Consider the following 21,248-nt stretch of genomic DNA (forward strand, 5'->3'; position numbering starts at 1 on the left):
CCACCTGCATAAGTCGGCGCCACGCACGGGCTCTCATGAAGAGCTGCGTAGGGTGGATGTCGCCTTTTACATCCACCGTGGCTCGGCAGTCGGCGGCTCGACGAGGCGTGGCGCCGCTTGCCGGATGCCGGCTGCAACCCTGCCACCGCCCGCCTACCGGCCCCTCAGCAAAAACTGATTGCAATCAAGTCTGGGAACGCCTCCTACCCTGTAAAAAGTAACCCTGGCTCCGGAATCTCGGCGCCCTGGTTCCTCGGTCCGGCGGCTTACTGCTTCGCCGGCCGTTGCAGAATGAGTGTCAGGAGGCCCCGTGCAAGTCATCGATCGGCGAAAAGCCCTCAGTATCCCGCCCCTTTGGCGGCTCGCGTTTCGTCCATTCTTTCTCGCCGGCAGCCTCTTCGCGATGCTGGCGATCCCGTTGTGGATCGGGGCCTGGACCGGACTGTGGTCGGGCTTTCACCCCACCGGCGGCTGGCTCGCCTGGCACCGCCACGAAATGCTGTTCGGCTTCGCCATGGCAATCGTCGCTGGCTTCCTGCTGACGGCGGGGCAGACCTGGACCGGCCAGCCCGGCGTCTCCGGCAACCGGTTGGCAGCGCTGGCGGGCGTTTGGCTGCTGGCGCGGCTGGGTTGGTTGCTGGGTGCGCCGATCGGCCTGCTGATCGTGGCGGACCTGCTATTTCTGCTCGGCGTGACCGGATTGATGGCGCGCATGCTCTGGGTGGCCAGGCAGAAACGCAACTATCCGATCATCGCCGTACTCACCCTGATGACCGGTGCCGATGTGCTGGTGCTCTGCGGCGTCGCCCTGAGCGACGATGGGCTGCAGCGCCAGGGCGTGCTCGCCGGGCTGTGGCTGGTGGCGGCGTTGATGGCCATCATCGGAGGCCGGGTGATTCCGTTCTTCACCCAGCGCGGCCTCGGTCGCAGCGAAGCCGTGAAACCCTGGCTTTGGCTGGACGTGGCGTTGCTGGTCGGGACCGGCTTGGTCGCTGCGCTCTATGCCGCCGGCGTCGCGCTGCTACCGAACGTGTGGCTCGGTGTGCTGTTTCTCGCCATCGCCATCGGCCACCTGCTGCGCCTGACTCGCTGGTACGACGCGGGGATCTGGCGAGTGTCGTTGCTCTGGTCGCTGCACCTGGCAATGCTCTGGCTGGTGATTGCCGCGGCAGGCCTGGCACTGTGGAATTTCGGCCTGCTGGCCAACTCCAGCGCTGCGCTGCATGCACTCTCGGTAGGCTCGATGAGCGGGCTGATCCTGGCGATGATCGCGCGGGTCACCCTTGGCCATACCGGACGCCCATTGCAGTTGCCGTCGGGCATCGTCGCCGCCTTCGTGCTGTTCAACCTCGGCGCCGTCTCGCGGGTGTTCCTCGCCAGCCAGTGGCCGATGACCGGGCTCTGGCTCGCCACCATCTGCTGGGTGCTGGCGTTCGCCCTGTATGCCTGGCGCTATGCGCCGATGCTGGTGACTGCGCGGGTCGACGGTCACCCTGGCTGATCGTTGTCCTGGCGCCTTCTCGGTTTCCCTGTTCACCCACTGAAAAACCGCTGCCTGCCCATCCTGGGACGGGCAGCCTGCGGCTCGGCGAACGCCGGCATCGGAGATGATGATGAAAACTGAATTCAAGGACCGTCTGGCCGTGGTCACCGGAGCCAGCTCCGGGATTGGACTGGCATTGTGCGCGGCGTTGCTGCAGCGTGGCGCTCGCGTATTGGCCATGTCGCGCAACCTGGGCGGTCTGGGGCAGCTGATGGAAACCTATTCCGAGCAGCTGCACTGGCTGGCGGGTGGCGTGACCTCTGCGGACGCTTTGCTGGCGCTGAGCCGGCGTGCTGCCGAACTCGGGCCGGTGGACTATCTGGTACCGAACGCGGGCATCGCCGAGCTGGGCGACAGCCTCGACATGGCCTGCTTCGATCGTCAGTGGGCGGTCAACGGCGCCGGCGCGTTGAATACCCTGGCGGCACTGCGCGCCGAACTGGCCAAACCCGCCTCGGTGGTGTTCGTCGGCACCTTCCTGACGCGCGGAACCTTTCCCGGCCTGGCTGCCTACATCGCTACCAAGGCGGCATTGGTGGCCCAGGCGCGCACCCTGGCGGTGGAATTCGCGCCCCTGGATGTGCGCATCAACGTGGTCTCGCCGGGCCCGACCGCCACGGCGATATGGGGCACCCTGGGGTTGCCCGACGAGCAGCTCGAACAGGTCGCCGAAGGCGTCACCAAGCGTCTTTTGCCGGGGCACTTCCTCGAATCGGCGGCGGTTGCCAATGTCATCCTGTTCCAGCTGTCCCAGGGCGCTCGCGGCGTCTACGGCCAGGACTGGGTGGTCGATAACGGCTACACGCTCAGCTAACCTCGCGGGGCTGACGATCATCTTCGGATGCAAGCGAACCGTTCGCGAACGGTCTCGATCAGGTGTCGCACCAGGTCGAGACCCTGGCTACCCATTCGCGGGAAATCAACGGCATCGTCGATCTCAACAGCGGCATCGCCAACCCGCTCGCGCTCAACGCCGCCATGAGACGGTGATGGCGAGGCTGCAGTAGTGGATTGTTAGCAAAATTATTGCATCGAAGGATCAATAGGATTCATTGGCGGCGCTGACTCGACGCACCGACAATGTGCGGCTGGGCTGGCTGTGCCTCTTTTTCGTGCGCCGGTAAGCAGCCCGATGGCGGTATCGCGTCCTGCCGGACGACCGCAGTACGTCCTCCCTTCGATCAAGCAGGCCACATGCAACAACGTCTTCTCGACTGGTGCCGATCCTTCGCACCGGCGCCGCTTTCGGCACGTCCCGCGGAATGGCTGCGCGCGGCAATCGGTATTGGTCTGGCGCTACTCGTGGTTATCCCGGCCGGAGCCCTGCTTTTCGGTGTCTCGATCACCCTGCCATTGGCAGCGCCGACAGCCGCGTCGGCTGTATTGTTGTTTGCCGCATCGTCGAGTCCCTTCGCCCAGCCATGGTCGGTGACCGCCGGCAATCTATTGGCGACTGCGATTGGTGTCGCGCTGGGCGCCACTGATCTTCCGGTGGCGACGGCTGCCGGCCTGACCGGAACCTTGACGATCGTCTGCCTGTTCGGCCTGCGTTGCCTGCACCCGCCCAGCGCGGCGCTGGCGTTGGTGGCGGTGATTGGCACCCCGGAGCTACATGCCTACGGTTTTCAGTTGCTCTATCCGGTCGCATTCAACTCGCTGTTGTTGGTCACGGTTGCGTTGATCTACAACAACCTCAGCGGACATGCCTATCCGAAACCGCGCCCGCAAAAAGACAACCCGCATCACACCCATGATCCCTTGCCCAGCGAACGCATGAGCTTCAGCGAGGACGACGTCGAGCAGGCGTTGGCAGACTTCGGTGAGTACGTCGACGTGACCCGGGACGATCTCGCCCAGCTGATCAAGCAGACCGAAAAACATGCATTGCGGCGCAGCATGGGCGAGATCACCGCGGCCGATATCATGTCCCGCGATCTTTACTGGGGCACGCCGGATTGCTCGATTCAACGGGCCTGGCAAACCTTGCGCGAGCACCGCCTGCACTCCTTCCCGGTGCTGGAGCCCGACAGCCAACGGCTGGTGGGTATCGTCACCCTGGTCGATCTGCTCAAGCACTTCCAGCCAGCGTCGGCACGGATCAAGTTCGGCCAGCTCAAGTTCCTTCGCGGCGTCCAGTTACGCACGATCATGAGCACGCCCGTGGTCTCGGTAACCCAGGACTGCCACATGGTCGACCTGGTGTTCCTCCTCTCCGACCGCGGCCTGCATTGCCTACCGGTGGTCGACGACCAGCAGCGGCTGGTCGGCATGATCACTCAGACCGACCTCATTGCCGCGCTCTACCGGAACTGGCTCAAGCATCTGCCCGACTGACTTGCGCCCTGCTGGTGCAGGCGGCAAGCCAACCCCTCGGCGAGCAAGCAGAGCCCTTGCGAGAGCGCCTGAAACATTGGTTGCGGTCGTGCATTCGTCTCCGCCGGATGTGCTAGAAGCGCTGAATCCGCCCTGTCTATCCGTGGCGATCCGGCTCAGTGACGGGGCGTCAGCCGGAGCGATTCGCCCCCACGTGTAAGCGCGCTGGATGAAGTGGGCCGAGCACTCGAGGGCCGTGCCGGTTCAGATTTCATAGGTCCAGCGCGACCAGTCGTAATCGTCCCGGGCGACCTCGCGTAGCAGCTCCAGCGCCTTGAGCAGCGCCGGCGATTGCGCCGCACGAGAGTGGACCAGATAGACCGGATAGCTGAATTCCGGCGCCTGCTCGACGCGCTTGAGCACGCCCTCATCGAGATAGCGCTGCACCACACGCGTGCGGAAGTAGCCGCGCCCGCCACACTGGACCAGATACTGCAGCGCCAGCGGGCCCAGGCTGAACGACAATGCGGCGCGCATGTGCCCGGGCAGCGACAGGTCGTGCTGCTGACGAAACGCCGGACCCCAGTCGACGTAGAGATAAGGATCCGGCTCGCTCGCATGCACCACCTGGATAAGTTTTTCCTCCAGCAACTGCTCCACCTGCAGGCCCGGCCAGTATTCGGGCTGATGCAGCAATGCCGCGTCCAGCGCGCCCAGATCGAGCTGCTTCTGCAGCTCATCGCCGCTGGCCACCTCGTTGCGCAGCGCGTGGTCGGGCATCACCTGGCGCAGGCGCTGCACCCAGGCGAGCATCAGCGGGTTGCACAGGCTCATCTCGGCACCGAGTAACAACAGCTTGTCGTAGCCACGCGGCAGCGGCAGGTCGCGTCGCGCCGTTTCCCAGGTCTGCACCAGCTGCGTGGCGTAGGCGACAAAGCGCTCCCCATCGGCGGTTAGCCGCGCCCCGGCGCGATTGCGTATGAACAGTCGGCAACCGAGCTGTGTTTCCAGGCTACGTACCCGCGCGGTCACCGCCGTCTGGGTGATGTGCAAACGGTCGGCAGTAGCGATGAAGCTGCCGCTGCGAATGATCTCGAGAAAAGTACGGGCGAGATCGATGTCCATGGGAAGGGCTCATATCAAAGGGAATGATATGAAAGCAGGTTGGAATGATAAAAAACAACCGCAGACGCTAGGCCTCAGGCGCGGATAACCGCCTGAAGCCTGAGCCGATCTAGTGGGAGGTGCCTTCGGCAAACTCGATCTTGTTGCCGACGTTGTACTTGCCAGAGGGCTTGTTCATCGGGATGCGCTTGATCTCCTCCAGGGTCTTGGCGTCGTAGACGATCAGCGCGCCATTGGTATCCCAGACGCTGAGCAGGGCATAGCGGCCGTCGTTGGTGAACTCGACATGGGCGGCGTTCTTGCCAGGCATCGGACGCAGGGTATGGGCGACTTCCAGGGTCTGCTTGTCGATCAGGTGTACGGCGTCGTTGTTCGGGCCGAAGAACACATCGGTCCAGGCGTATTTCGAGTTCAGGTGGCTGCGCATGAAAAAGCCCGGCCCTTCGGTGGGAATCTCCTTGACAAGCCTCCAGGTGTCGAGGTCGAGCACCGAGATCAGTCCCTTGCTGACGTTGGGTGTGGCGAAGATCCACTGGCCGTCGCGTTTCCAGTAAATGCCCGAACCGAGGTGCGGCATGCCCGGCAGCGGAATGTCAGTGACCGCCTCGCCGGTGTCCAGATCGATGACCTGGCCGCCGAGGGCCTTGCGCGAGGTGGCCAGCAGGTAGCGGTAGTCCGGGGTAAAGGAAAAGTCGTCAAGAAAGTCCGCAGCCGGGATGCGCCGTGGCTGGAAGTTCGGTGTGCCGGCATAGGACAGCTCCCAGGCTTCCTTAACGTCCTTCAGCGCGACCACGAAGCTGTCTCGCGGCGGCGCGGTGTAGACCGCGCTGACCCGCGACGGCGTGCCGTCGACGGCGACCGCCGGGATGTGCTTGACCAGCGACAGGTCACGGGCGTCGAGCAGCACCAGATTGCCTGGCAGGTAGTTGCCTACCAACACCCAGCGGCCATCATTGCTGACGGCCAGGTTGCGGGTATTCAGGCCGGCGCGCACCTCGGCGATCATGGTCAGGTTGTGAAGGTCGTAGACGCTGACCCAGCCGTCGCGCGAGGCGAAGTAGACGAAGCGGCCGTCCGGCGAGAACTTCGGCCCGCCGTGCAGGGCGAAGTGCGACGGGAAGTTGGCCAGCTCCTCGAAGCGATCACCGTCCAGCACGCGAACGTGGTGATTGCCGGCCTCGACCACGACGAACAGGTTGAGCGGATCGGCGCCGTGCTGCGGCGTGCTCGGCAAAGCCTTCACGTCGGCAAGGATTCGGTGGCTGGTGCGGATGTCATCGTCGCTCCAGGTCGGCGGGGTGGCGGCCGGCTGGTAGAGGTAGTTGACCAAGCCGTCGATCTGAGCGGCGTCGAGGCGATCGCCAAAGGCCGCCATCTGGCTGGCTGGCCGGCCGTCATGGATCACCGCGCGGGCCTCGTCCGGCTTGAGCCGGCTGAGGCTTTCCGGCAGCAACGCCGGGCCGGCGCCGCCGAGGCGGTTGACGCCGTGGCAGCTCAGGCAATGCTGCTCGTAGAGCGTGCTGGCCTGTTCCAGGCTGACCACCTCCGGCGCCGCCTGAATTGCGCCAGACCATGCCAAAAGAAGAACCGGGACTACTCGCATAGGGCCTCCTGTTGGACGGGTTGCGCCTGACGTGTGGCCAGCATCCGAGCGGGGAACTCCAGTGCGGTGTCGGCGAACAGGCCGACCACCTGGCCGATCACGGTGAGCGTCGGCGGCAGCAGCTGGTGCGTCTGCGCCATGCCCGGCAGTTGCTTGAGGCTGCAGCGCACCACGCGCTGGTCAGCGCGAGTGCCATTGCCGATCAGCGCGGCGGGGGTATCGACCGGCAGGCCGGCGGCAATCAGGTTGCGCGAGATCTCGCCGAGTGCGGCCAGGCCCATGTAGAACACCAGGGTCTGCTTGCCCTCGACCAGGCTGCTCCAGGGTAGTTGCAGGGCGCCGTCCTCCTGCAGGTGACCAGTAATGAACTGGCAGGAGTGCGCCAGGTCGCGGTGGGTCAGCGGAATGCCGGCATAGGCGCTGCAGCCAGCCGCTGCGGTTACGCCCGGCACCACCTGACCATTGATGCCGCGCTTCAACAGATACTCGAGCTCTTCGGCACCGCGGCCGAAGATGAAAGGGTCGCCGCCCTTGAGCCTCACCACACGCAGGTTCTGTTGCGCCAGGTCCACCAGTAGCTGATTGATCTGCGGCTGCGGCAGGCTGTGATAACCGCTGGTCTTGCCGACGTAGTGACGTGCGCAGCGCGCCGGCAGGAGTTGCATCAGGTCGTCGCTGACCAGGCGATCGTAAACCACCGCGTCGGCCTGTTGCAGCAGGCTCCAGGCCCGCAGCGTGAGTAGCCCGGGGTCGCCGGGGCCGGCGCCGATCAAGGCGACTTCGCCCGGGGCCAACGTGGCGCCGAGCGAAGCGGGGAGGGTGATTGGCTGATCCATGCGAACTCCTGAAATCTCGTCGGACTGCGGTAGGTCTTGGGCGGCCTCGGCGCCGCGCTCGGTATCAAATGGAGAGGCTGGGGATGCGCTGCGGTTGCGGCAAACCGATCTCCTGATCGCTGAGGTAGCAACCGGGGTCTTCGCCCCAGAGGTTTCCTTCGGCCCAGGCGCGGGTGCGCGTATTGCCGTTGCAGATCGACAGCCAGCGACACTCGGCGCAGCGCCCGCCGATGGCGCGCGGATGCTGGCGCAGCTCGGTGAGCAGCGGCTCGGGCTTGTCCAGCCACAGCTCGCGGAACGGCTGTCGGCGCACATTGCCGACGGTGTGCTGCCACCAGTAGGTGTCCGGGTGCACGTCGCCGATGTTGTCGATGTTGGCGATGCCGCTGCCCGAGGCGTTGCCACCCCAGGCACGCAGCATCCGCTCCAGGCGGTCACGGTGCTCCGGCAATCGCTGCTCGACCCACTGCAGCAGGAGCACGGCGTCGGCGTCGTTGTTGCCACTGACGAAATCGGTTTCGCGGCCGTGTTGCACGTCGGCCCAGGCCTGCTCGAACAGCTGGTACATGGCGTCGCGGGTCATTTGGTGATGGGCGTCGGCCTTGCGGCTGCGTTTGCCGCGCCCGCTGTAGTTGAGGTGCGAGAGGTAGAACTTCTGCACGTCGTGCTCGCGCATCAGCGCCAGCAGAGCCGGCAGTTGCGGGTAGTTGTTCTGCGTCAGGGTGGTGCGCAGGCCGACCCGGATGCCGTGCTGGCGGCACAGGTCGATGGCGTGCATGGACGCGGCGAAGCTGCCCTTGAGCTGGCGCCAGTCGTCGTGCACTGCTTCGAGCCCGTCGATGCTGATGCCCACGTAGTCGTACTTCGCCGCGGCGATCCGCTCGATGTTGCGCTCGTCGATCAACGTGCCATTGGTTGACAGCGCGACGAAGAAGCCGCGTAGGCGCGCGTACTCGGACAATTCGAAGATGTCCTCGCGCAGCAGCGGCTCGCCACCGGACAGGATCAGTACCCGTACGCCGGCTTCATGCAGATCGTCGATCACCTTGAGTGCTTCGGCGGTGCCCAGCTCATCGCGGAACACGCTGTCGGCGGAGGTCGCGTAGCAGTGTTTGCAGGTCAGGTTGCAACGGCGCAACAGGTTCCAGATCACCACCGGCGGGCGCGCCGCACCCGTGCTGCGCGCGCCCAGTACCGGCATGGCGGGCCGGGCGAGGGCGCGCAGGTAATGGCTGATTCTCAACATGAGCGTCTCTCCCCGCGTCACGCGTCTTGCGTGGTTCGATGGACGCAGCATCTCCGAGCGACACCGTCCAATCCTTGACTGGAAACAATAAAAGCCTTGGTCCTGGTAAGGACATGCGCCTTGAACAGACCTGAGCTGGGTTTGGCCTTCTTCACAAACGGAACGCGTGCCCATGATCTGTGGTGGACGCAAAGAAATCGGTCCCGATAATGTCGCAAGCGTCCCGTTTGGATGGGATGCGGATAAACACCTGGCCGGGTTCCCCGGCTTCCTTGCAGGGATTTTCAGGACACGCTGAATGAGCACCACCGAATTCGTTGCGCTTTACCTTCTCAACAGCGCGTTTTGGAAATGGATCATCAGTTGGGGCGGGGCCCAGTGGATCGAGGGCTGGAAGAGCATGGTCGTTCTGGACTGGTTCGCCTGGCCTTGGAATGCCGAGCAGATCCGCCTGTATGCGCTGGTAATGTGGGGCTTCTCCACGCTCTTCTTCGTGGTCGGTCTGTTCAAGCCCGAGTGGCGGTTCTGATGGCCCGGCTGCAGCGCGTTAGCGGCAGCGCTAGCGAGGGCTGCCCACACGCAATCCGGTCTTCTTGAGGATACGGCTGCTGACCAGCATCTCGTCGGCGCGACAGGCACTACCGAGCAAGGCGCGGATCTGCGCGCGGTAGCCGTCGATCTCTTCTGCGCTGCGGCCGTGCACCATGGCGAACAGGTTGTAGCGCCAACCGTCCTGCCGTGGCCGACGGTAGCAATGGCTGACGAAGGCCTGCTCGCCAATCAGCGGGCCGAGGCGGGCAAGCTTGGTGTCGTCCACATCCCAGACGGTCATTCCGTTGTGGCGATAGCCCAGGCGGTAATGGTTGGGAACCGCGGCGACGCGGCGAATAGCGCCGTCGGCCTGCAGCTGCTGCAACAGCGCCAGGGTGGCGTCGGCGCTGATGTCCAGACGCTCGGCGAGCCAGCCCCAGGGATCGTCCACCAGCGGCAGCCCGCCTTCGGTGAGCGACACCAGGCGGCCGGCCAGCTCGGCGGGATCAAACGGCGAAGTGCAGGCCGACATGGTAGGTCTCCTCCTTGGGCAGGTTGAGCACCGGCAGGCCGGTCTCGGCTTCGATCCGCGCAATGGTCTCGGCAATGCCCTGCGGCGTGGCGCAGCCGAGCACGAACCACATGTTCCAGACGTGTTCGCGGCGGTAGTTGTGCGCTACTTCGGGCATGGCCGCCAGCTGCTCGGCGATACGATCGAAGCGCTCTTCCGGCACCGAAAGTGCGGCGAGGGTAAAGGCGCCGCCGAGGCGTTCGATATCGAACATCGGCCCGAAGCGGGTCAGGGTGCCGTCATCGAGCAGGGCCTGGACGCGTTCGCGCAGCAGCTCGGTGTCGGCATCCAACTCCTCGGCCAATGCCTGCCAGGGGCGGCGGACCAGCGGCAGGCCGTGCTGCAGGCGATTGATCAGGCGCCGGTCGAGCTCATCCATGGGCGGCCACCGGGCGCGCGGGTGGGGCGTAACGGCCACCGCATTGCTTGAACGCGCGGGTACTGAACAGCAGCTGGTGCGGCACGTCGCTGAGCCCGTGTTCGGCGAGCAGCGCGGCGATCAGCCGGCAGACCTGCTCGCGCTCGCGGCCGTGGACCATGCAGAACAGGTTATAGGGCCAGTCCGGCAGACGTCGCGGCCGCTGATAACAGAGGTTGATACCGGCGGCCTGGCCGAGACTGTGACCGACCGCGTCGACGATCTCGTCCGGGATATCCATCACCAACATGGCGTTGGCGCGAAAGCCCAGGGCGCGGTGCTTGATGACCAGCCCCATGCGGCGAAACAGCCCGCTGTCGTTCCAACGCCGGACCTGCTCCAGCACCGTCTCTTCGCTGGCGCCAATGCGCTCGGCCAGCAGCTGATAGGGGCGGGCGGCCAGTGGCAGGCCCGCTTCGAGCAGGCGCCGCAATTGCAGCGTCTGAAGATCGTCGAGCAGGGCGTTCATGAGGCGTCTCCGATGGGGAAGCCGAGGTCGATGCGGTAGGCGGCCTGCATCGGCAGATCGAGCGGCGTGAGTTCGGTTTCCGCCTCGATCCGTGCCAGCAGCGCATCGACGTGGGCGCGGTCGGGGCCGGTTACCACGAACCAGAGGTTGTAGCGATGCTCGCGCAGGTAGTTGTGGTTGACTTCGGGATAGCTGTTGATACGGGCGGCGACCGACTCCAGGCGCGCCTCTGGGACCGCCAAGGCGACCAGGGTGCTGGCGCCGGCGCGGCTGTGCTCGAACACCGGACCGACGCGCGACAGACCGCCGCCGTGCTCCAGGCGTTCGAGGCAGGCAAGGACCTCGGCTTCGCTGCAGTCCAAGGCCTCTGCCATGGCGCGGTAAGGCTCGGCGCACAGTGGCATGCCGTGCTGGAAGCGGTCGATCAGGCGGCGGCTGAGCGGATCGATCTGCATGTCACAACCCCGTCTCGTGGGCGCGGCTGGTGAAGAAGATCCCGCTCGGGCTGTCGGCCGGCAGGCGCTTGATCAGCTTCAGCGCATAGGGATCCCAGACCTGCACCTCGTTGCCGTCGCGCACCGACAGCCAGAGCTGCTCGCCGCGTGGAGTGAACTCCATATGCAGCACCGCCGGGCCGGGTTCCAGCGTGCTGATGATCTCGTGGGTTTCGCTGTCGATCACCTGCACCTTGCCGTTGTCGGGATGGGCGAAGTTGACCCAGATCTGCCGAGTGTCCGGACGCGACATGACGAACACCGGCTGGCCGGCCACGTCGATGGCGTCGGTCTGCTTCCAGCTTTGCGAGTCCATCACCAGCACCCGGTGCTGACCGATGGCGGGCACGAAAGTCTGGTTGCCGGCGACCGTCCAGCCTTCAAGGTGCGGCATCTTGTAGACCGGCAGCTTTTCCTGGCCGCGGCCATAGCCGTCGATGATTCGCTCGACGCCGCGGGCGGTGTGCCAGAGGTCTATCTTGGCCATGCCGTCTTCGCCGAACAGACCGGCGATGTAGTAGCGCCCGTCGGGGGTCAAGAGGCCGTCATAGGGTTGTTTGCCGACGCCCTCGAAGCGGGTGATGGCCGGCGTGTTGCCCTGGCTGAAGTCCAGCAGCCAGGTTTCGTTGGTGTCGAACAGGCTGTAGATGAAGCGCCGCCCAGGGGCGTCGATGACGCCGACCACGCGGGAGTTGCGGCTGCCATCGGCCAGCGGTGTGGCCGGAATGTCAGCCACCAGCTCAAGGCTATCGGCGTCGAAGACCTTGACCCCGCCTGGTTCATAGTTACCGACGGCGATCAGGTGGCCGTCCTGGCTGATGGCTCCGCCGATGCTGTTGCCGCCCTGGATGATGCGCTTGTCGATGCGCTGGCGTAGCAGGTCGACTTTGGTCAGCCCGCCGTCGCGTCCGAAGACATAGGCGAAGCGTTCGTCGCGGGAGAACACCACCGACGCGTGCGACAGGTCGCCCAATCCTTCAATCCGGGCCAGGCGCGTCTGGCCGGTTGTTTCGACGATCTGCAGGGCGCCAGTGGCACGCTCTACCACCACGCCAAGGTCACCGGTGCCACGTAGCGGTTGTGCGGCGCAGGCACCGAGGAGCAGGCTGGCGGCGGCTAGCAACAGGGATGGGCGCATCATGGCGTGGATTTTCCTTCGATCAATCGGTCGACCAGCCAGACGATGTCCTGCTCGCTGAGCAGCGCGCTCCAGCCAGGCATGGCGGTATCGGGTCTACCGTGGGTGACGGTGGCGATGAGGGTGTCGCGGGGTTTGCCGGCGATGGCGCTGCGGGTCAGAGCCGGACCCAGGCCACCGGTCAGACGCAGGCCGTGGCATGAGCCGCAGTCCTGCACGAGCAGATGCTCGAGTTGACCCTGGCGTTCGGCTGTAGGGCCGTCGGCCAGGGCAATGGGAAAGGGGAAGAGGGACACCAGGGTGAGCCCCAAACCGATGACTGCATGTCGGGACCGAATCATGATGTCCTCCTGGGCGTTACTTGAGGCTCAGAACCCACTCGGCGAGGGTTTTGGCTTCTTCTTCGGTGACCGGGTTTGGCGGCATCGGGATCTGGCCCCAGGCGCCTACGGTGCCATTCTTGATGTGACCGGCGAGCAGATCGGCAGCGCCGTCCTGTCCGGCGTACTTGGCGGCGACTTCCTTCAGTGCAGGGCCAACCATCTTGGCGTCGATGCTATGGCATGCAGCGCAAGGCTTGCTCTTGAACAGTGCTTCACCGTCCTGCGCCATGGCGGGCTGGAACAGCATCGCGCCGCCTAGGGCGAGCAGTGGAACCAGTACTTTCTTCATGAGTTACTTCCTCAAGGCTAGATGGGGGAGTCTGCGCTCCCCCGATGGGGCACTCAGTACACGTCGTGCTGAGTGTTGTAGACGTTAAATTTACCGGTTGGGGTGATCAACCTTTTGTCCTTGATCACCTTTTTCAGTTTTAGCGTCTTGTCATCGACCACCACGATCGCCGATTGCTCCTCTTGGCCGCTCCAGACCGAGAACCAGACTTCGTCGCCGGCTTTGTTGTACTCCGGCTGCACGACGCGCTTGGCGCCTCCGGTCAGGCCCGACCATTCGCCAATCGGCAGCACAGTGTATCCGGCCCCCAGATCGTTGATGTCGAACACCGCGGCCGACTGGCTGATGTTGGCGTCAGGGTTGAATGTGGTGTCCAGGTAGATGTGATTGGATTTCGGGTGGGTCTTGATGAACAGCGAGCCGCCGCCTTGGCCCTTGAGCGTTTCGACCACTTTCCAGGCCTGGTTCGGGTGTTTCGCCGGATCGGTACCGATCAGCGAAATGGTTTCATCGCCCAGGTGGCTGGTGGCCCAGACCGGACCGAACTTGGGATGCACGAAGTTGGCTCCGCGGCCCGGATGCGGGATCTTTCCGACATCGACCAGCGCGGCGAGCTTGCGGTCCTTGGAGTCGATCACCGCGACCTTGTTGGAGTTGTTCGCCGCCGTCATGAAGTAGCGATGGCTGACGTCCCAACCGCCGTCGTGCAGGAAGGGCGCGGTGCCGATCATGGTGGTGGAGAGATTGTCGATGTCCTCGTAGTTGACCAGCATGACCTTGCCGGTTTCCTTGACGTTGACGATGAATTCGGGGTGCTCGTGCGAGGCAATAATCGCCGCTACGCGCGGTTCCGGATGGTATTCCTGGGTGCCGACGGTCATGCCGCGTGTGGATACGATCTGCAGCGGCTCCAGCGTTTCGCCATCCATGATGGTGAACTGCGGAGGCCAGTAGTCACCAGCGATCACGTACTTGTCTTCGTAGCCCTTGTATTTCGAGGTTTCCACCGAGCGGGCTTCGATGCCCACCTTGATTTCCGCAACCTTGATCGGCTCTTTGGCCCAAAGGTCGATCATGTCGATTTTGGCGTCGCGGCCGATCACGAACAGGTAGCGGCCGGAGGCGGACATGCGTGAGATGTGCACGGCATAGCCGGTGTCGATGGTCTTGACGATGTCCTTGGTCTTGCCATCGATCAGGGCGATCTTGCCATCGTCGCGCAGGGTGACGGAGAACAGGTTCGGCAGGTCCAGCTTGTTCATCTGCTTCTTCGGGCGGTCCTCGGGTTTGACCAGCACCGTCCAGGAATCCTTCATCTGAGCCATGCCCCACTCCGGCGGAGTCGGCGGGGTGTGCTGGATGAACTTGGCCATCAAGGTGATTTCATCCTTCGTCAGCGCATTCGACGTCCCCCAGTTGGGCATGCCGGCAGGCGAGCCGTAGGTGATCAGCGCTTCGAGATAGGCCTGTCCGCGTGCCTGAGTGATATCCGGGGTCAGCGGCTTGCCGGTCGCGCCCTTGCGCAGGACACCATGGCAGCCTGCACAGCGCTGGAAGTAGATCTCCTTGGCTTTCTCGAATTCGGCGGCGTTCAGATCCGGTGCTCCGGGCGAATGGACCACTTGGGCGCTGGCTGGGTCGACGGCAGAGGCCTGGCCCTTGTAGGCGGCATCGGCGTTTTCCGGATTCACGGCCGCCTGGGCAACTGCCAGACCGAGCAGCGAAAGGCCGGCGACGAGGCCTGCCAGTATTGGTTTGCTCATACTCTTATCTCCTCTGACCGCTTCGTGCGGTTCCTGCTAGTGACGGCGATGTGGCAGTTCCCGGGTCTTGCTGTGTGCGGTTGCATCCTATGGCGGGCTTTGGGCGATTGCGCTTGATGGCAATCAAGAGACCTGCCGTGATGCCCGGGGCGTGACGCCGTGTCGCGGGGGCCTGGCGAATAGGGAAGGAAAGCCGGCCGAACAGGGTTGTCTGTCGGCTCGCGAGGGCTCATTTGAGACTGGGCTTGACCGTAATCAAGCTTCGCTCGTGGATGCCTTGAGGGACGTATGACCCGACGGTTAGTTTGGCGGCAGATGCTTATCCAACCGTTGCCGTGAGGTATTGCCAATGAACGCGCCCGAGAATTTTGCCGACTTGCCTGGTGCTCCGTTCTACCAGTCGCTGGGCAATGAAGAGGTGCTCTTCGAGCAGGCCTGGCGGCACGGCATGCCGGTGCTGATCAAAGGCCCGACCGGCTGTGGCAAAACGCGTTTCGTGCAGCACATGGCGCACCGGCTGAACCTGCCGCTGTACACGGTGGCTTGTCACGACGACCTCAGCGCCGCGGACCTGGTCGGCCGCCACCTGATCGGCGCACAGGGCACTTGGTGGCAGGATGGCCCGCTGACCCGAGCGGTACGCGAAGGGGGCATCTGCTACCTGGACGAAGTGGTCGAGGCGCGCCAGGACACCGCCGTGGTGCTGCACCCGCTGGCCGACGATCGCCGCGAGCTGTTCATCGAGCGCACCGGTGAGGCGCTCAAGGCGCCGCCGGGCTTCATGCTGGTGGTCAGCTACAACCCCGGTTACCAGAACCTGCTCAAGGGCATGAAGCCCAGCACCCGCCAGCGCTTCGTGGCCATGCGCTTCGACTATCCGGCGGCCGCCGAGGAAGAGCGCATCGTCGCCAACGAGGCGCAGGTGGACACGGCCCTGGCGAAGCAGGTGGTCAAGCTGGGGCAGGCCTTGCGTCGCCTCGAACAGCATGATCTGGAAGAGGTCGCCTCGACTCGTCTGCTGATCTTCGCCGCGCGAATGATCCGTTCCGGCATGAGCCCGCGTGAAGCCTGCCTGTCGTGCCTGGCCGAGCCGCTGTCCGACGATGCGCAGACCGTTGCGGCGCTGATGGATGTGGTCGATGTCCATTTCGCATGAAGCGAGCGCAGCGACCCGGCGGCTGCCAGGCGACCTGGCCATGTGGTTTTTCATCCTGGCCGAGCTGACCGTCTTCGCCATTCTGATCCTCGCCTTTGCCGTGGCGCAGTGGCTCAACCCGGCGTTCTTTCGCGAGAGCCGGACGGCGCTGGACAGCTCCATCGGGCTGGCTCTGACCCTGAGTCTACTGACTTCCGGTCTGTTTGCCGCCCTGGCGGTCGAGCAGGTGCGCATGGCGCAGCCGCGTCGCGCGGCGGTGCTGCTGCTGACGGCGCTGATCAGTGCCTGTGTCTATGTGGTGCTCAAACTCAACGAGTACGGCCATCTGGCCGGGATGGGGCTGGGGTTGGAGCACAACACCTTCTTCACCCTGTACTGGATTCTCACCGGCTTTCACTTCCTCCACGTGCTGCTGGGCATGGTCATTCTCGGCTGGATGGCCGAGCGCTGTCGCCGCCGCGCCTACGCGGCGACAGACTGCTCCGGGCTGGAGTCCGGCGTGCTCTATTGGCACATGGTGGATATGGTCTGGGTGCTGCTGTTCCCGCTCGTTTACATCATCAATTGAGGAGGGGCGGATGTCCGCGTCGATCGTGCTGATCCTCTGCTGGCTTGGGCTTGCGGTCCTGACCACGCTCACCGTGCTGCTGGGCAGTTCCGGCTCGACCCTGCTGCTCGCCTCCGGGGTGCTGGCGGTTGCGCTGGTCAAGGCCTGGTTGATTTCCGACGGCTTCATGGAGCTGCGTCATGCGCCACGGATGTGGCGCTTGCTGCTGTTCTGTTGGCCATTGGTGATGGCAGGCGGGATTCTGTTGGCGATCAGCCTCTGACGGTTGCGTAGCCAGGGCAACCCGCGCAGCTCTGTCGTTACGCTTGCTCTGCCGTAGCGTCTGGTGGGCTGAACCCCACCGTAGCTACACGCTCGGCTTTACGCTGCGTCCACGCCGTGATGGAGAGCACGATCGTAGGGTGGATCACGCTTCACCGATCCACCAGACCTAAGCTCGGTGGATGTAAAAAGCGACATCCACCCTACGTGTGCAAAGCCCGCCCCGCGCGGGGTGCGGCCGGTTGCTCGTTTCGTTGGTCGCCTGCGTTGAGCTCCATCGTTCAGGGCGGTAAAGACCAACTATCACGTTCAGGTTTTTCTTGATTGTCATCAAGCAGGTTTCGATAGCCACCTTCTTAAACTGGCCACGCCAACGCCATGAGGAGGCGACCATGTCCGAGACCTTTACCAAGGGAATGGCCAGAAACATCTACTTCGGGGGAAGCGTGTTCTTCTTCCTGGTATTTCTGGGCCTGACCTATCACACAGAGCAGACCTTTCCAGAGCGATCCAATGAGTCGGCGCTGACCGAATCGGTGGTGCGCGGCAAAGCGGTCTGGGAAAACAACAACTGCATCGGCTGCCACAGCCTGCTTGGTGAAGGTGCCTACTTCGCGCCGGAGCTGGGCAACGTCTTCGTTCGTCGCGGTGAGGATGCGGCCTTCAAGCCCTTCCTGCACGCATGGATGAAGGCACAGCCACTCGGCGTTCCAGGGCGCCGGGCGATGCCGCAGTTCAACCTGAACGAGCAACAAGTTGACGATCTGGCCGAGTTCCTCAAGTGGACATCGAAGATCGACACCAACAACTGGCCGCCAAACAAGGAGGGCTGAGAGATGAGCATCATGAATCCGCATCTCAAATTCCAATCGCAGGCTGTCGCCAAACCCTACTTCGTGTTTGCGCTGATGCTGTTCGTCGGTCAAATCCTGTTCGGCCTGATCATGGGCCTGCAGTATGTCGTCGGTGACTTCCTGTTTCCGCTGCTGCCGTTCAACGTGGCGCGGATGGTTCATACAAACCTGCTGATCGTCTGGTTGCTGTTCGGCTTCATGGGTGCGGCTTACTACCTCATCCCTGAGGAAGCGGACCGCGAACTGCACAGCCCGAAACTGGCGATCATCCTGTTCTGGGTGTTCGCCGCCGCCGGCGTGCTGACCATTCTCGGCTACCTGTTCGTGCCCTACGCCGGCTTGGCCGCGCTGACGCACAACGAGCTGCTGCCGACCATGGGCCGCGAGTTCCTCGAACAGCCGACCATCACCAAGATGGGTATCGTGGTGGTCGCCCTGGGCTTCCTCTACAACATCGGCATGACGCTGCTCAAGGGTCGCAAGACTGCGATCAGCATGGTCATGATGACCGGCCTGATCGGCCTGGCGGTGTTCTTCCTGTTCTCCTTCTACAACCCGGAAAACCTGGCGCGCGACAAGTACTACTGGTGGTTCGTGGTGCACCTGTGGGTGGAAGGCGTGTGGGAACTGATCATGGGTTCGATGCTGGCCTTCGTCCTGATCAAGATCACCGGCGTGGACCGTGAAGTGATCGAGAAGTGGCTCTACGTGATCATCGCCATGGCTCTGATCACCGGCATCATCGGCACCGGCCACCACTTCTTCTGGATTGGTGCGCCTGAAGTCTGGTTGTGGCTGGGTTCGATCTTCTCTGCGATGGAACCGCTGCCGTTCTTCGCCATGGTGCTGTTCTCGCTGAACATGGTGAACCGTCGCCGTCGCCAGCACCCGAACAAGGCTGCATCGCTCTGGGCCATCGGCACTACCGTGACAGCGTTCCTCGGGGCGGGCGTATGGGGCTTCCTGCACACCCTGGCACCGGTGAACTACTACACCCACGGCTCGCAACTGACAGCCGCCCATGGTCACCTGGCGTTCTATGGTGCCTACGCGATGATCATCATGACCATGATCAGCTACGCCATGCCGCGCTTGCGGGGCCTGGGTGAAGCGCCGGATGCCCGCGCTCAGCGCATTGAGATCTGGGGCTTCTGGCTGATGACCCTGTCGATGGTTGCCATCACCCTGTTCCTCACCGCCGCTGGCGTGGTGCAGGTCTGGCTGCAACGGATCCCGGCGGACGGGGCGGCGATGTCCTTCATGAACACCGTGGACCAGCTGAGCGTGTTCTTCTGGCTGCGGTTGATCGCCGGGGTGTTCTTCATGATCGGCCTGGTCTGCTACCTGTACAGCTTCAGGCAGCGTGGCCGGGCGACTGCCGACGCGACTGCAGCTGTCGCTGCAGCCTGAGAGTGATTGCAACATGAGCAACGGCCCGGCTGACCCAGCGGGCCGTTGCCGTTTTTATACGGCGCAACGGAGTGATTGAGCATGGCTTTTACCATTGAAGTCGAAGAGTGGGTCGGCAGTGTCTGGCACCGCTTCATCACCCGTCGCGCTAGCCCGGATTTTCCCGAGGCGAGCGTCGCGCTGGAGAGCATACAGCGGTCGCTGTCGGTACTGTTCCGCGCCATGGGTGGCGCCAGCGGCGTCGGCGTCGAGGCTGCCAATGCGCGCGATTTGATGCTGCGGCGCAACCTGCTGCAACAGGTCGCCGGGACCTGTAAACAACTGCCGGTGGCGTGGTGCGACGCGAACAACCTGCGCTTACCGCAACGCCTCGCGGTCTATCCCGAAGTTTCACTCAATCAGGATCTGTATCGCTGGCTGGCGCTGCTCGCAGCGCAAGCGGGCGAGATGCATCACTGGGCGCGCGACAACCAGCGCTGGACCCAGTCCATCCTCCAGCGCTTCCCGGCCATGCGGCCGCGCTATGAACGGCTGGTCGAGGCGCACCTGCAACTGCGCCCGGACCCGGCCAGCCTACCGCGTGCTGAGGGCGCGCTGGAGCGGGCGCTGTGCCAGGCCTTGCGCGAGCCGGGCAGTGTCACGCAGTTCCCGCGCAGCGAAGTGGCGCCATGGCCGCTGCCGATGTGGCTCTATCCGGCGGAAAATCTCGGCGTGCCGCAGGCCACCGAGCTAGCCGAGGAGGATCAGGACAACCATCTGCAGGCCCCGCCCACCGAGCAGAAAGGCCTGCGTAAGCGCGCCAAGCGGGTCGAGGACAGCACCAGCAAGGGTGGCCTGATGCTGTTCCGCCTGGAAAATCTGTTCAGCTGGTCCGAGCACGTCGAGCTCGATCGACAGGGCGACGACAGCGAAAACGAGGATGCCTCCCGCGTCGCCGAAGACCTCGACGAGATCGCCATGTCGCGCCAGCGCATGCGCAAGGGTGGCGGCCTCAAGCTGCACCTCGACCTGCCGCCAGCGGACGTCGATGACATCCCGCTGGGCGAGGGCATCAAGCTGCCGGAGTGGGACTATCGCAAGCAGCGCATGCAGGAGAACTTCGTCAGCCTGCAGACGATGCTGCCGCGCGGCTCCGAGCCCATGGGCCTGCCGCTGCGGCTGAGCCCGCTGGCGCGTAAGCTGCGCCGGCAGTTCGAGCACCTGCGCAGCGACCGCCAATGGCTGCGCGGGCAACCCCAGGGCTCGGAGTTGGACATGCAGGCCTGGCTCGACTTCCACGTGGAGCGCCAGCACGGCCAGTGCGCCGAGCGCGGGCTGTTCATGGAGCAGCGGCAGAACCGCCGCGACCTGGCCTGCCTGCTGCTGGCCGACCTGTCGATGTCCACTGATGCGCACCTGGACGACGAGCACAAGGTGATCGATGTGATCACCGACAGCCTGCTTCTGTTCGGCGAGGCGCTGTCGGCGGTCGGGGACGATTTCGCCCTGTACGGATTTTCTTCACTGCGCCGCCATCAGGTGCGCATGCAGGAGCTCAAGAGCTTCAAACAACGCTACGGCGACGACACCCGTGGGCGCATCCAGGCGCTCAAACCCGGCTACTACACCCGCATGGGTGCGGCCATCCGCCAGGCCACCGAACTGCTCGGCAACTGCAAGCAGCGGCGCAAGCTCTTGCTGCTGGTCACCGATGGCAAGCCCAACGACCTGGACCTGTACGAAGGCCGCTACGGCGTCGAAGACACCCGTCAGGCCGTACTGGAAGCTCGGCGCCAGGGGCTGCTGCCGTTCTGCATCACCATCGATCAGGAAGCCGGCGACTACCTGCCCCACATGTTCGGCGCCAATGGCTACACGTTGATCAAGGACCCGCAGCAGCTCCCGTTCCGCCTGCCGCAGCTGTACAAGCAGCTGACCCAGCGGTAAGCGCCAGGATGGAAAACGGACGAGGCGCGGTGTTAAGAGATGCGCTTTCGGAAGACTGGAGGACGCGTCCATCACTCAGTGGCCGGTAGGGTGGATGTCGCGCTTCACATCCGCCGTGGCTTCGCTCGGTGGATGGCCACCCCGTGGATCGGTGAAGTGTGACCCACCCTACGATGCTTTTGCGGGAGCCCTCGGGGCGAAGCTTTTCAGACACCGAGCTGCGGCCATTCGCCGCGAGTCGCGACTCCTACAAGGGCGGCGGCATGCACGACTGCTTTGTTGTGGGGAGCCCCGCGCTCGGGACGAAGCTTTTCAGACACCGAGCCGGCGCCATTCGCCGCGGGTCGCGAC

General features: G+C 64.1%; 22 protein-coding genes. 10 read left to right on the forward strand and 12 right to left on the reverse strand.

Annotated elements, in window-relative coordinates; all coding sequences use genetic code 11:
• Window positions 1–310 precede the first annotated feature (310 nt).
• From MCB86_RS07160 to MCB86_RS07170, 3 genes are all read left to right on the forward strand, one after another.
• A complete protein-coding gene (locus MCB86_RS07160; protein WP_239610452.1) occupies window positions 311–1,501 on the forward strand; it encodes an NnrS family protein in 1,191 nt (396 codons plus the stop codon).
• A gap of 112 nt (window positions 1,502–1,613) precedes the next feature.
• Window positions 1,614–2,357 carry an SDR family oxidoreductase gene (locus tag MCB86_RS07165; RefSeq protein ID WP_239610453.1) on the forward strand — a complete coding sequence of 248 codons (744 nt, stop codon included), beginning with the start codon at window positions 1,614–1,616 and terminating at the stop codon, window positions 2,355–2,357.
• 380 nt (window positions 2,358–2,737) lie between these two features.
• Complete coding sequence (locus MCB86_RS07170) at window positions 2,738–3,877, forward strand: CBS domain-containing protein (RefSeq protein WP_045163612.1); 1,140 nt, start codon at window positions 2,738–2,740, stop codon at window positions 3,875–3,877.
• Between the two features lie 243 nt (window positions 3,878–4,120).
• Here MCB86_RS07170 and MCB86_RS07175 read toward each other — a convergent pair whose 3' ends face one another.
• From MCB86_RS07175 to nirJ, 4 genes are all read right to left on the reverse strand, one after another.
• The gene (locus MCB86_RS07175; protein WP_239610454.1) at window positions 4,121–4,981 is read right to left on the reverse strand and encodes a LysR family transcriptional regulator; all 861 of its coding nucleotides are present in this window, start codon (window positions 4,979–4,981) and stop codon (window positions 4,121–4,123) included.
• 109 nt (window positions 4,982–5,090) lie between these two features.
• Window positions 5,091–6,584 (reverse strand): nitrite reductase, encoded by a 1,494-nt coding sequence (locus tag MCB86_RS07180; protein ID WP_239610455.1) that lies wholly within the window; start codon window positions 6,582–6,584, stop codon window positions 5,091–5,093.
• On the reverse strand, window positions 6,575–7,420 hold the full coding sequence (gene cobA, locus MCB86_RS07185) for a uroporphyrinogen-III C-methyltransferase (protein ID WP_239610456.1): 846 nt from the start codon (window positions 7,418–7,420) through the stop codon (window positions 6,575–6,577). Before cobA ends, MCB86_RS07180 begins: the two co-directional genes overlap by 10 nt.
• 64 nt (window positions 7,421–7,484) lie before the next feature.
• Window positions 7,485–8,666 (reverse strand): heme d1 biosynthesis radical SAM protein NirJ, encoded by a 1,182-nt coding sequence (nirJ, locus tag MCB86_RS07190; RefSeq protein ID WP_239610457.1) that lies wholly within the window; start codon window positions 8,664–8,666, stop codon window positions 7,485–7,487.
• Between the two features lie 298 nt (window positions 8,667–8,964).
• On the opposite strand from nirJ, the gene MCB86_RS07195 reads away from it, so the two are divergent.
• The gene (locus MCB86_RS07195) at window positions 8,965–9,195 is read left to right on the forward strand and encodes a hypothetical protein (protein ID WP_045163607.1); all 231 of its coding nucleotides are present in this window, start codon (window positions 8,965–8,967) and stop codon (window positions 9,193–9,195) included.
• Window positions 9,196–9,225: 30 nt separating this feature from the next.
• Here MCB86_RS07195 and MCB86_RS07200 read toward each other — a convergent pair whose 3' ends face one another.
• Genes MCB86_RS07200 through MCB86_RS07235 form a run of 8 tightly spaced genes read right to left on the reverse strand, consistent with a single transcriptional unit; the run spans window position 9,226 to window position 14,722 of the window.
• Window positions 9,226–9,729: a nitrite reductase gene (locus MCB86_RS07200; protein ID WP_239610458.1), complete on the reverse strand. Its 504-nt coding sequence runs from the start codon at window positions 9,727–9,729 to the stop codon at window positions 9,226–9,228.
• Window positions 9,704–10,147 carry an AsnC family transcriptional regulator gene (locus MCB86_RS07205; RefSeq protein ID WP_239610459.1) on the reverse strand — a complete coding sequence of 148 codons (444 nt, stop codon included), beginning with the start codon at window positions 10,145–10,147 and terminating at the stop codon, window positions 9,704–9,706. The genes MCB86_RS07200 and MCB86_RS07205 overlap by 26 nt, the downstream gene beginning before the upstream one ends.
• Window positions 10,140–10,655 carry an AsnC family protein gene (locus tag MCB86_RS07210; protein ID WP_239610460.1) on the reverse strand — a complete coding sequence of 172 codons (516 nt, stop codon included), beginning with the start codon at window positions 10,653–10,655 and terminating at the stop codon, window positions 10,140–10,142. The genes MCB86_RS07205 and MCB86_RS07210 overlap by 8 nt, the downstream gene beginning before the upstream one ends.
• The gene (locus MCB86_RS07215) at window positions 10,652–11,110 is read right to left on the reverse strand and encodes an Lrp/AsnC family transcriptional regulator (protein WP_239610461.1); all 459 of its coding nucleotides are present in this window, start codon (window positions 11,108–11,110) and stop codon (window positions 10,652–10,654) included. The genes MCB86_RS07210 and MCB86_RS07215 overlap by 4 nt, the downstream gene beginning before the upstream one ends.
• 1 nt (window position 11,111) lies before the next feature.
• The gene (locus tag MCB86_RS07220; RefSeq protein WP_275589452.1) at window positions 11,112–12,290 is read right to left on the reverse strand and encodes a cytochrome D1 domain-containing protein; all 1,179 of its coding nucleotides are present in this window, start codon (window positions 12,288–12,290) and stop codon (window positions 11,112–11,114) included.
• Complete coding sequence (locus MCB86_RS07225; RefSeq protein ID WP_239610462.1) at window positions 12,287–12,628, reverse strand: cytochrome c; 342 nt, start codon at window positions 12,626–12,628, stop codon at window positions 12,287–12,289. Before MCB86_RS07225 ends, MCB86_RS07220 begins: the two co-directional genes overlap by 4 nt.
• 16 nt (window positions 12,629–12,644) lie before the next feature.
• Window positions 12,645–12,959, reverse strand: coding sequence for a c-type cytochrome (locus tag MCB86_RS07230; protein WP_045163600.1), 315 nt, complete (start codon window positions 12,957–12,959; stop codon window positions 12,645–12,647).
• Window positions 12,960–13,012: 53 nt separating this feature from the next.
• Complete coding sequence (locus MCB86_RS07235; protein ID WP_045163599.1) at window positions 13,013–14,722, reverse strand: nitrite reductase; 1,710 nt, start codon at window positions 14,720–14,722, stop codon at window positions 13,013–13,015.
• A 349-nt stretch (window positions 14,723–15,071) separates the two neighbouring features.
• Here MCB86_RS07235 and MCB86_RS07240 point away from each other — a divergent pair, with 349 nt between their 5' ends.
• The 6 genes from MCB86_RS07240 to MCB86_RS07265 all read left to right on the forward strand — a co-directional run bounded on the left by MCB86_RS07240 (window position 15,072) and on the right by MCB86_RS07265 (window position 20,897).
• Window positions 15,072–15,878 (forward strand): CbbQ/NirQ/NorQ/GpvN family protein, encoded by an 807-nt coding sequence (locus MCB86_RS07240; protein WP_239610463.1) that lies wholly within the window; start codon window positions 15,072–15,074, stop codon window positions 15,876–15,878.
• Window positions 15,862–16,446: a cytochrome c oxidase subunit 3 gene (locus tag MCB86_RS07245; protein ID WP_045163597.1), complete on the forward strand. Its 585-nt coding sequence runs from the start codon at window positions 15,862–15,864 to the stop codon at window positions 16,444–16,446. The genes MCB86_RS07240 and MCB86_RS07245 overlap by 17 nt, the downstream gene beginning before the upstream one ends.
• 10 nt (window positions 16,447–16,456) lie before the next feature.
• Complete coding sequence (locus tag MCB86_RS07250) at window positions 16,457–16,708, forward strand: cytochrome C oxidase subunit IV family protein (protein WP_239610464.1); 252 nt, start codon at window positions 16,457–16,459, stop codon at window positions 16,706–16,708.
• Window positions 16,709–17,099: 391 nt separating this feature from the next.
• The gene (locus MCB86_RS07255; RefSeq protein WP_045163595.1) at window positions 17,100–17,540 is read left to right on the forward strand and encodes a cytochrome c; all 441 of its coding nucleotides are present in this window, start codon (window positions 17,100–17,102) and stop codon (window positions 17,538–17,540) included.
• A 3-nt stretch (window positions 17,541–17,543) separates the two neighbouring features.
• Complete coding sequence (locus MCB86_RS07260) at window positions 17,544–18,971, forward strand: cbb3-type cytochrome c oxidase subunit I (RefSeq protein WP_045163594.1); 1,428 nt, start codon at window positions 17,544–17,546, stop codon at window positions 18,969–18,971.
• An 81-nt stretch (window positions 18,972–19,052) separates the two neighbouring features.
• Window positions 19,053–20,897 carry a VWA domain-containing protein gene (locus tag MCB86_RS07265; RefSeq protein ID WP_239610465.1) on the forward strand — a complete coding sequence of 615 codons (1,845 nt, stop codon included), beginning with the start codon at window positions 19,053–19,055 and terminating at the stop codon, window positions 20,895–20,897.
• Window positions 20,898–21,248 lie beyond the last annotated feature (351 nt).

The sequence above is a fragment of the Pseudomonas sp. KSR10 genome (assembly GCF_022355455.1).
GTDB lineage: Bacteria > Pseudomonadota > Gammaproteobacteria > Pseudomonadales > Pseudomonadaceae > Stutzerimonas > Stutzerimonas stutzeri_E.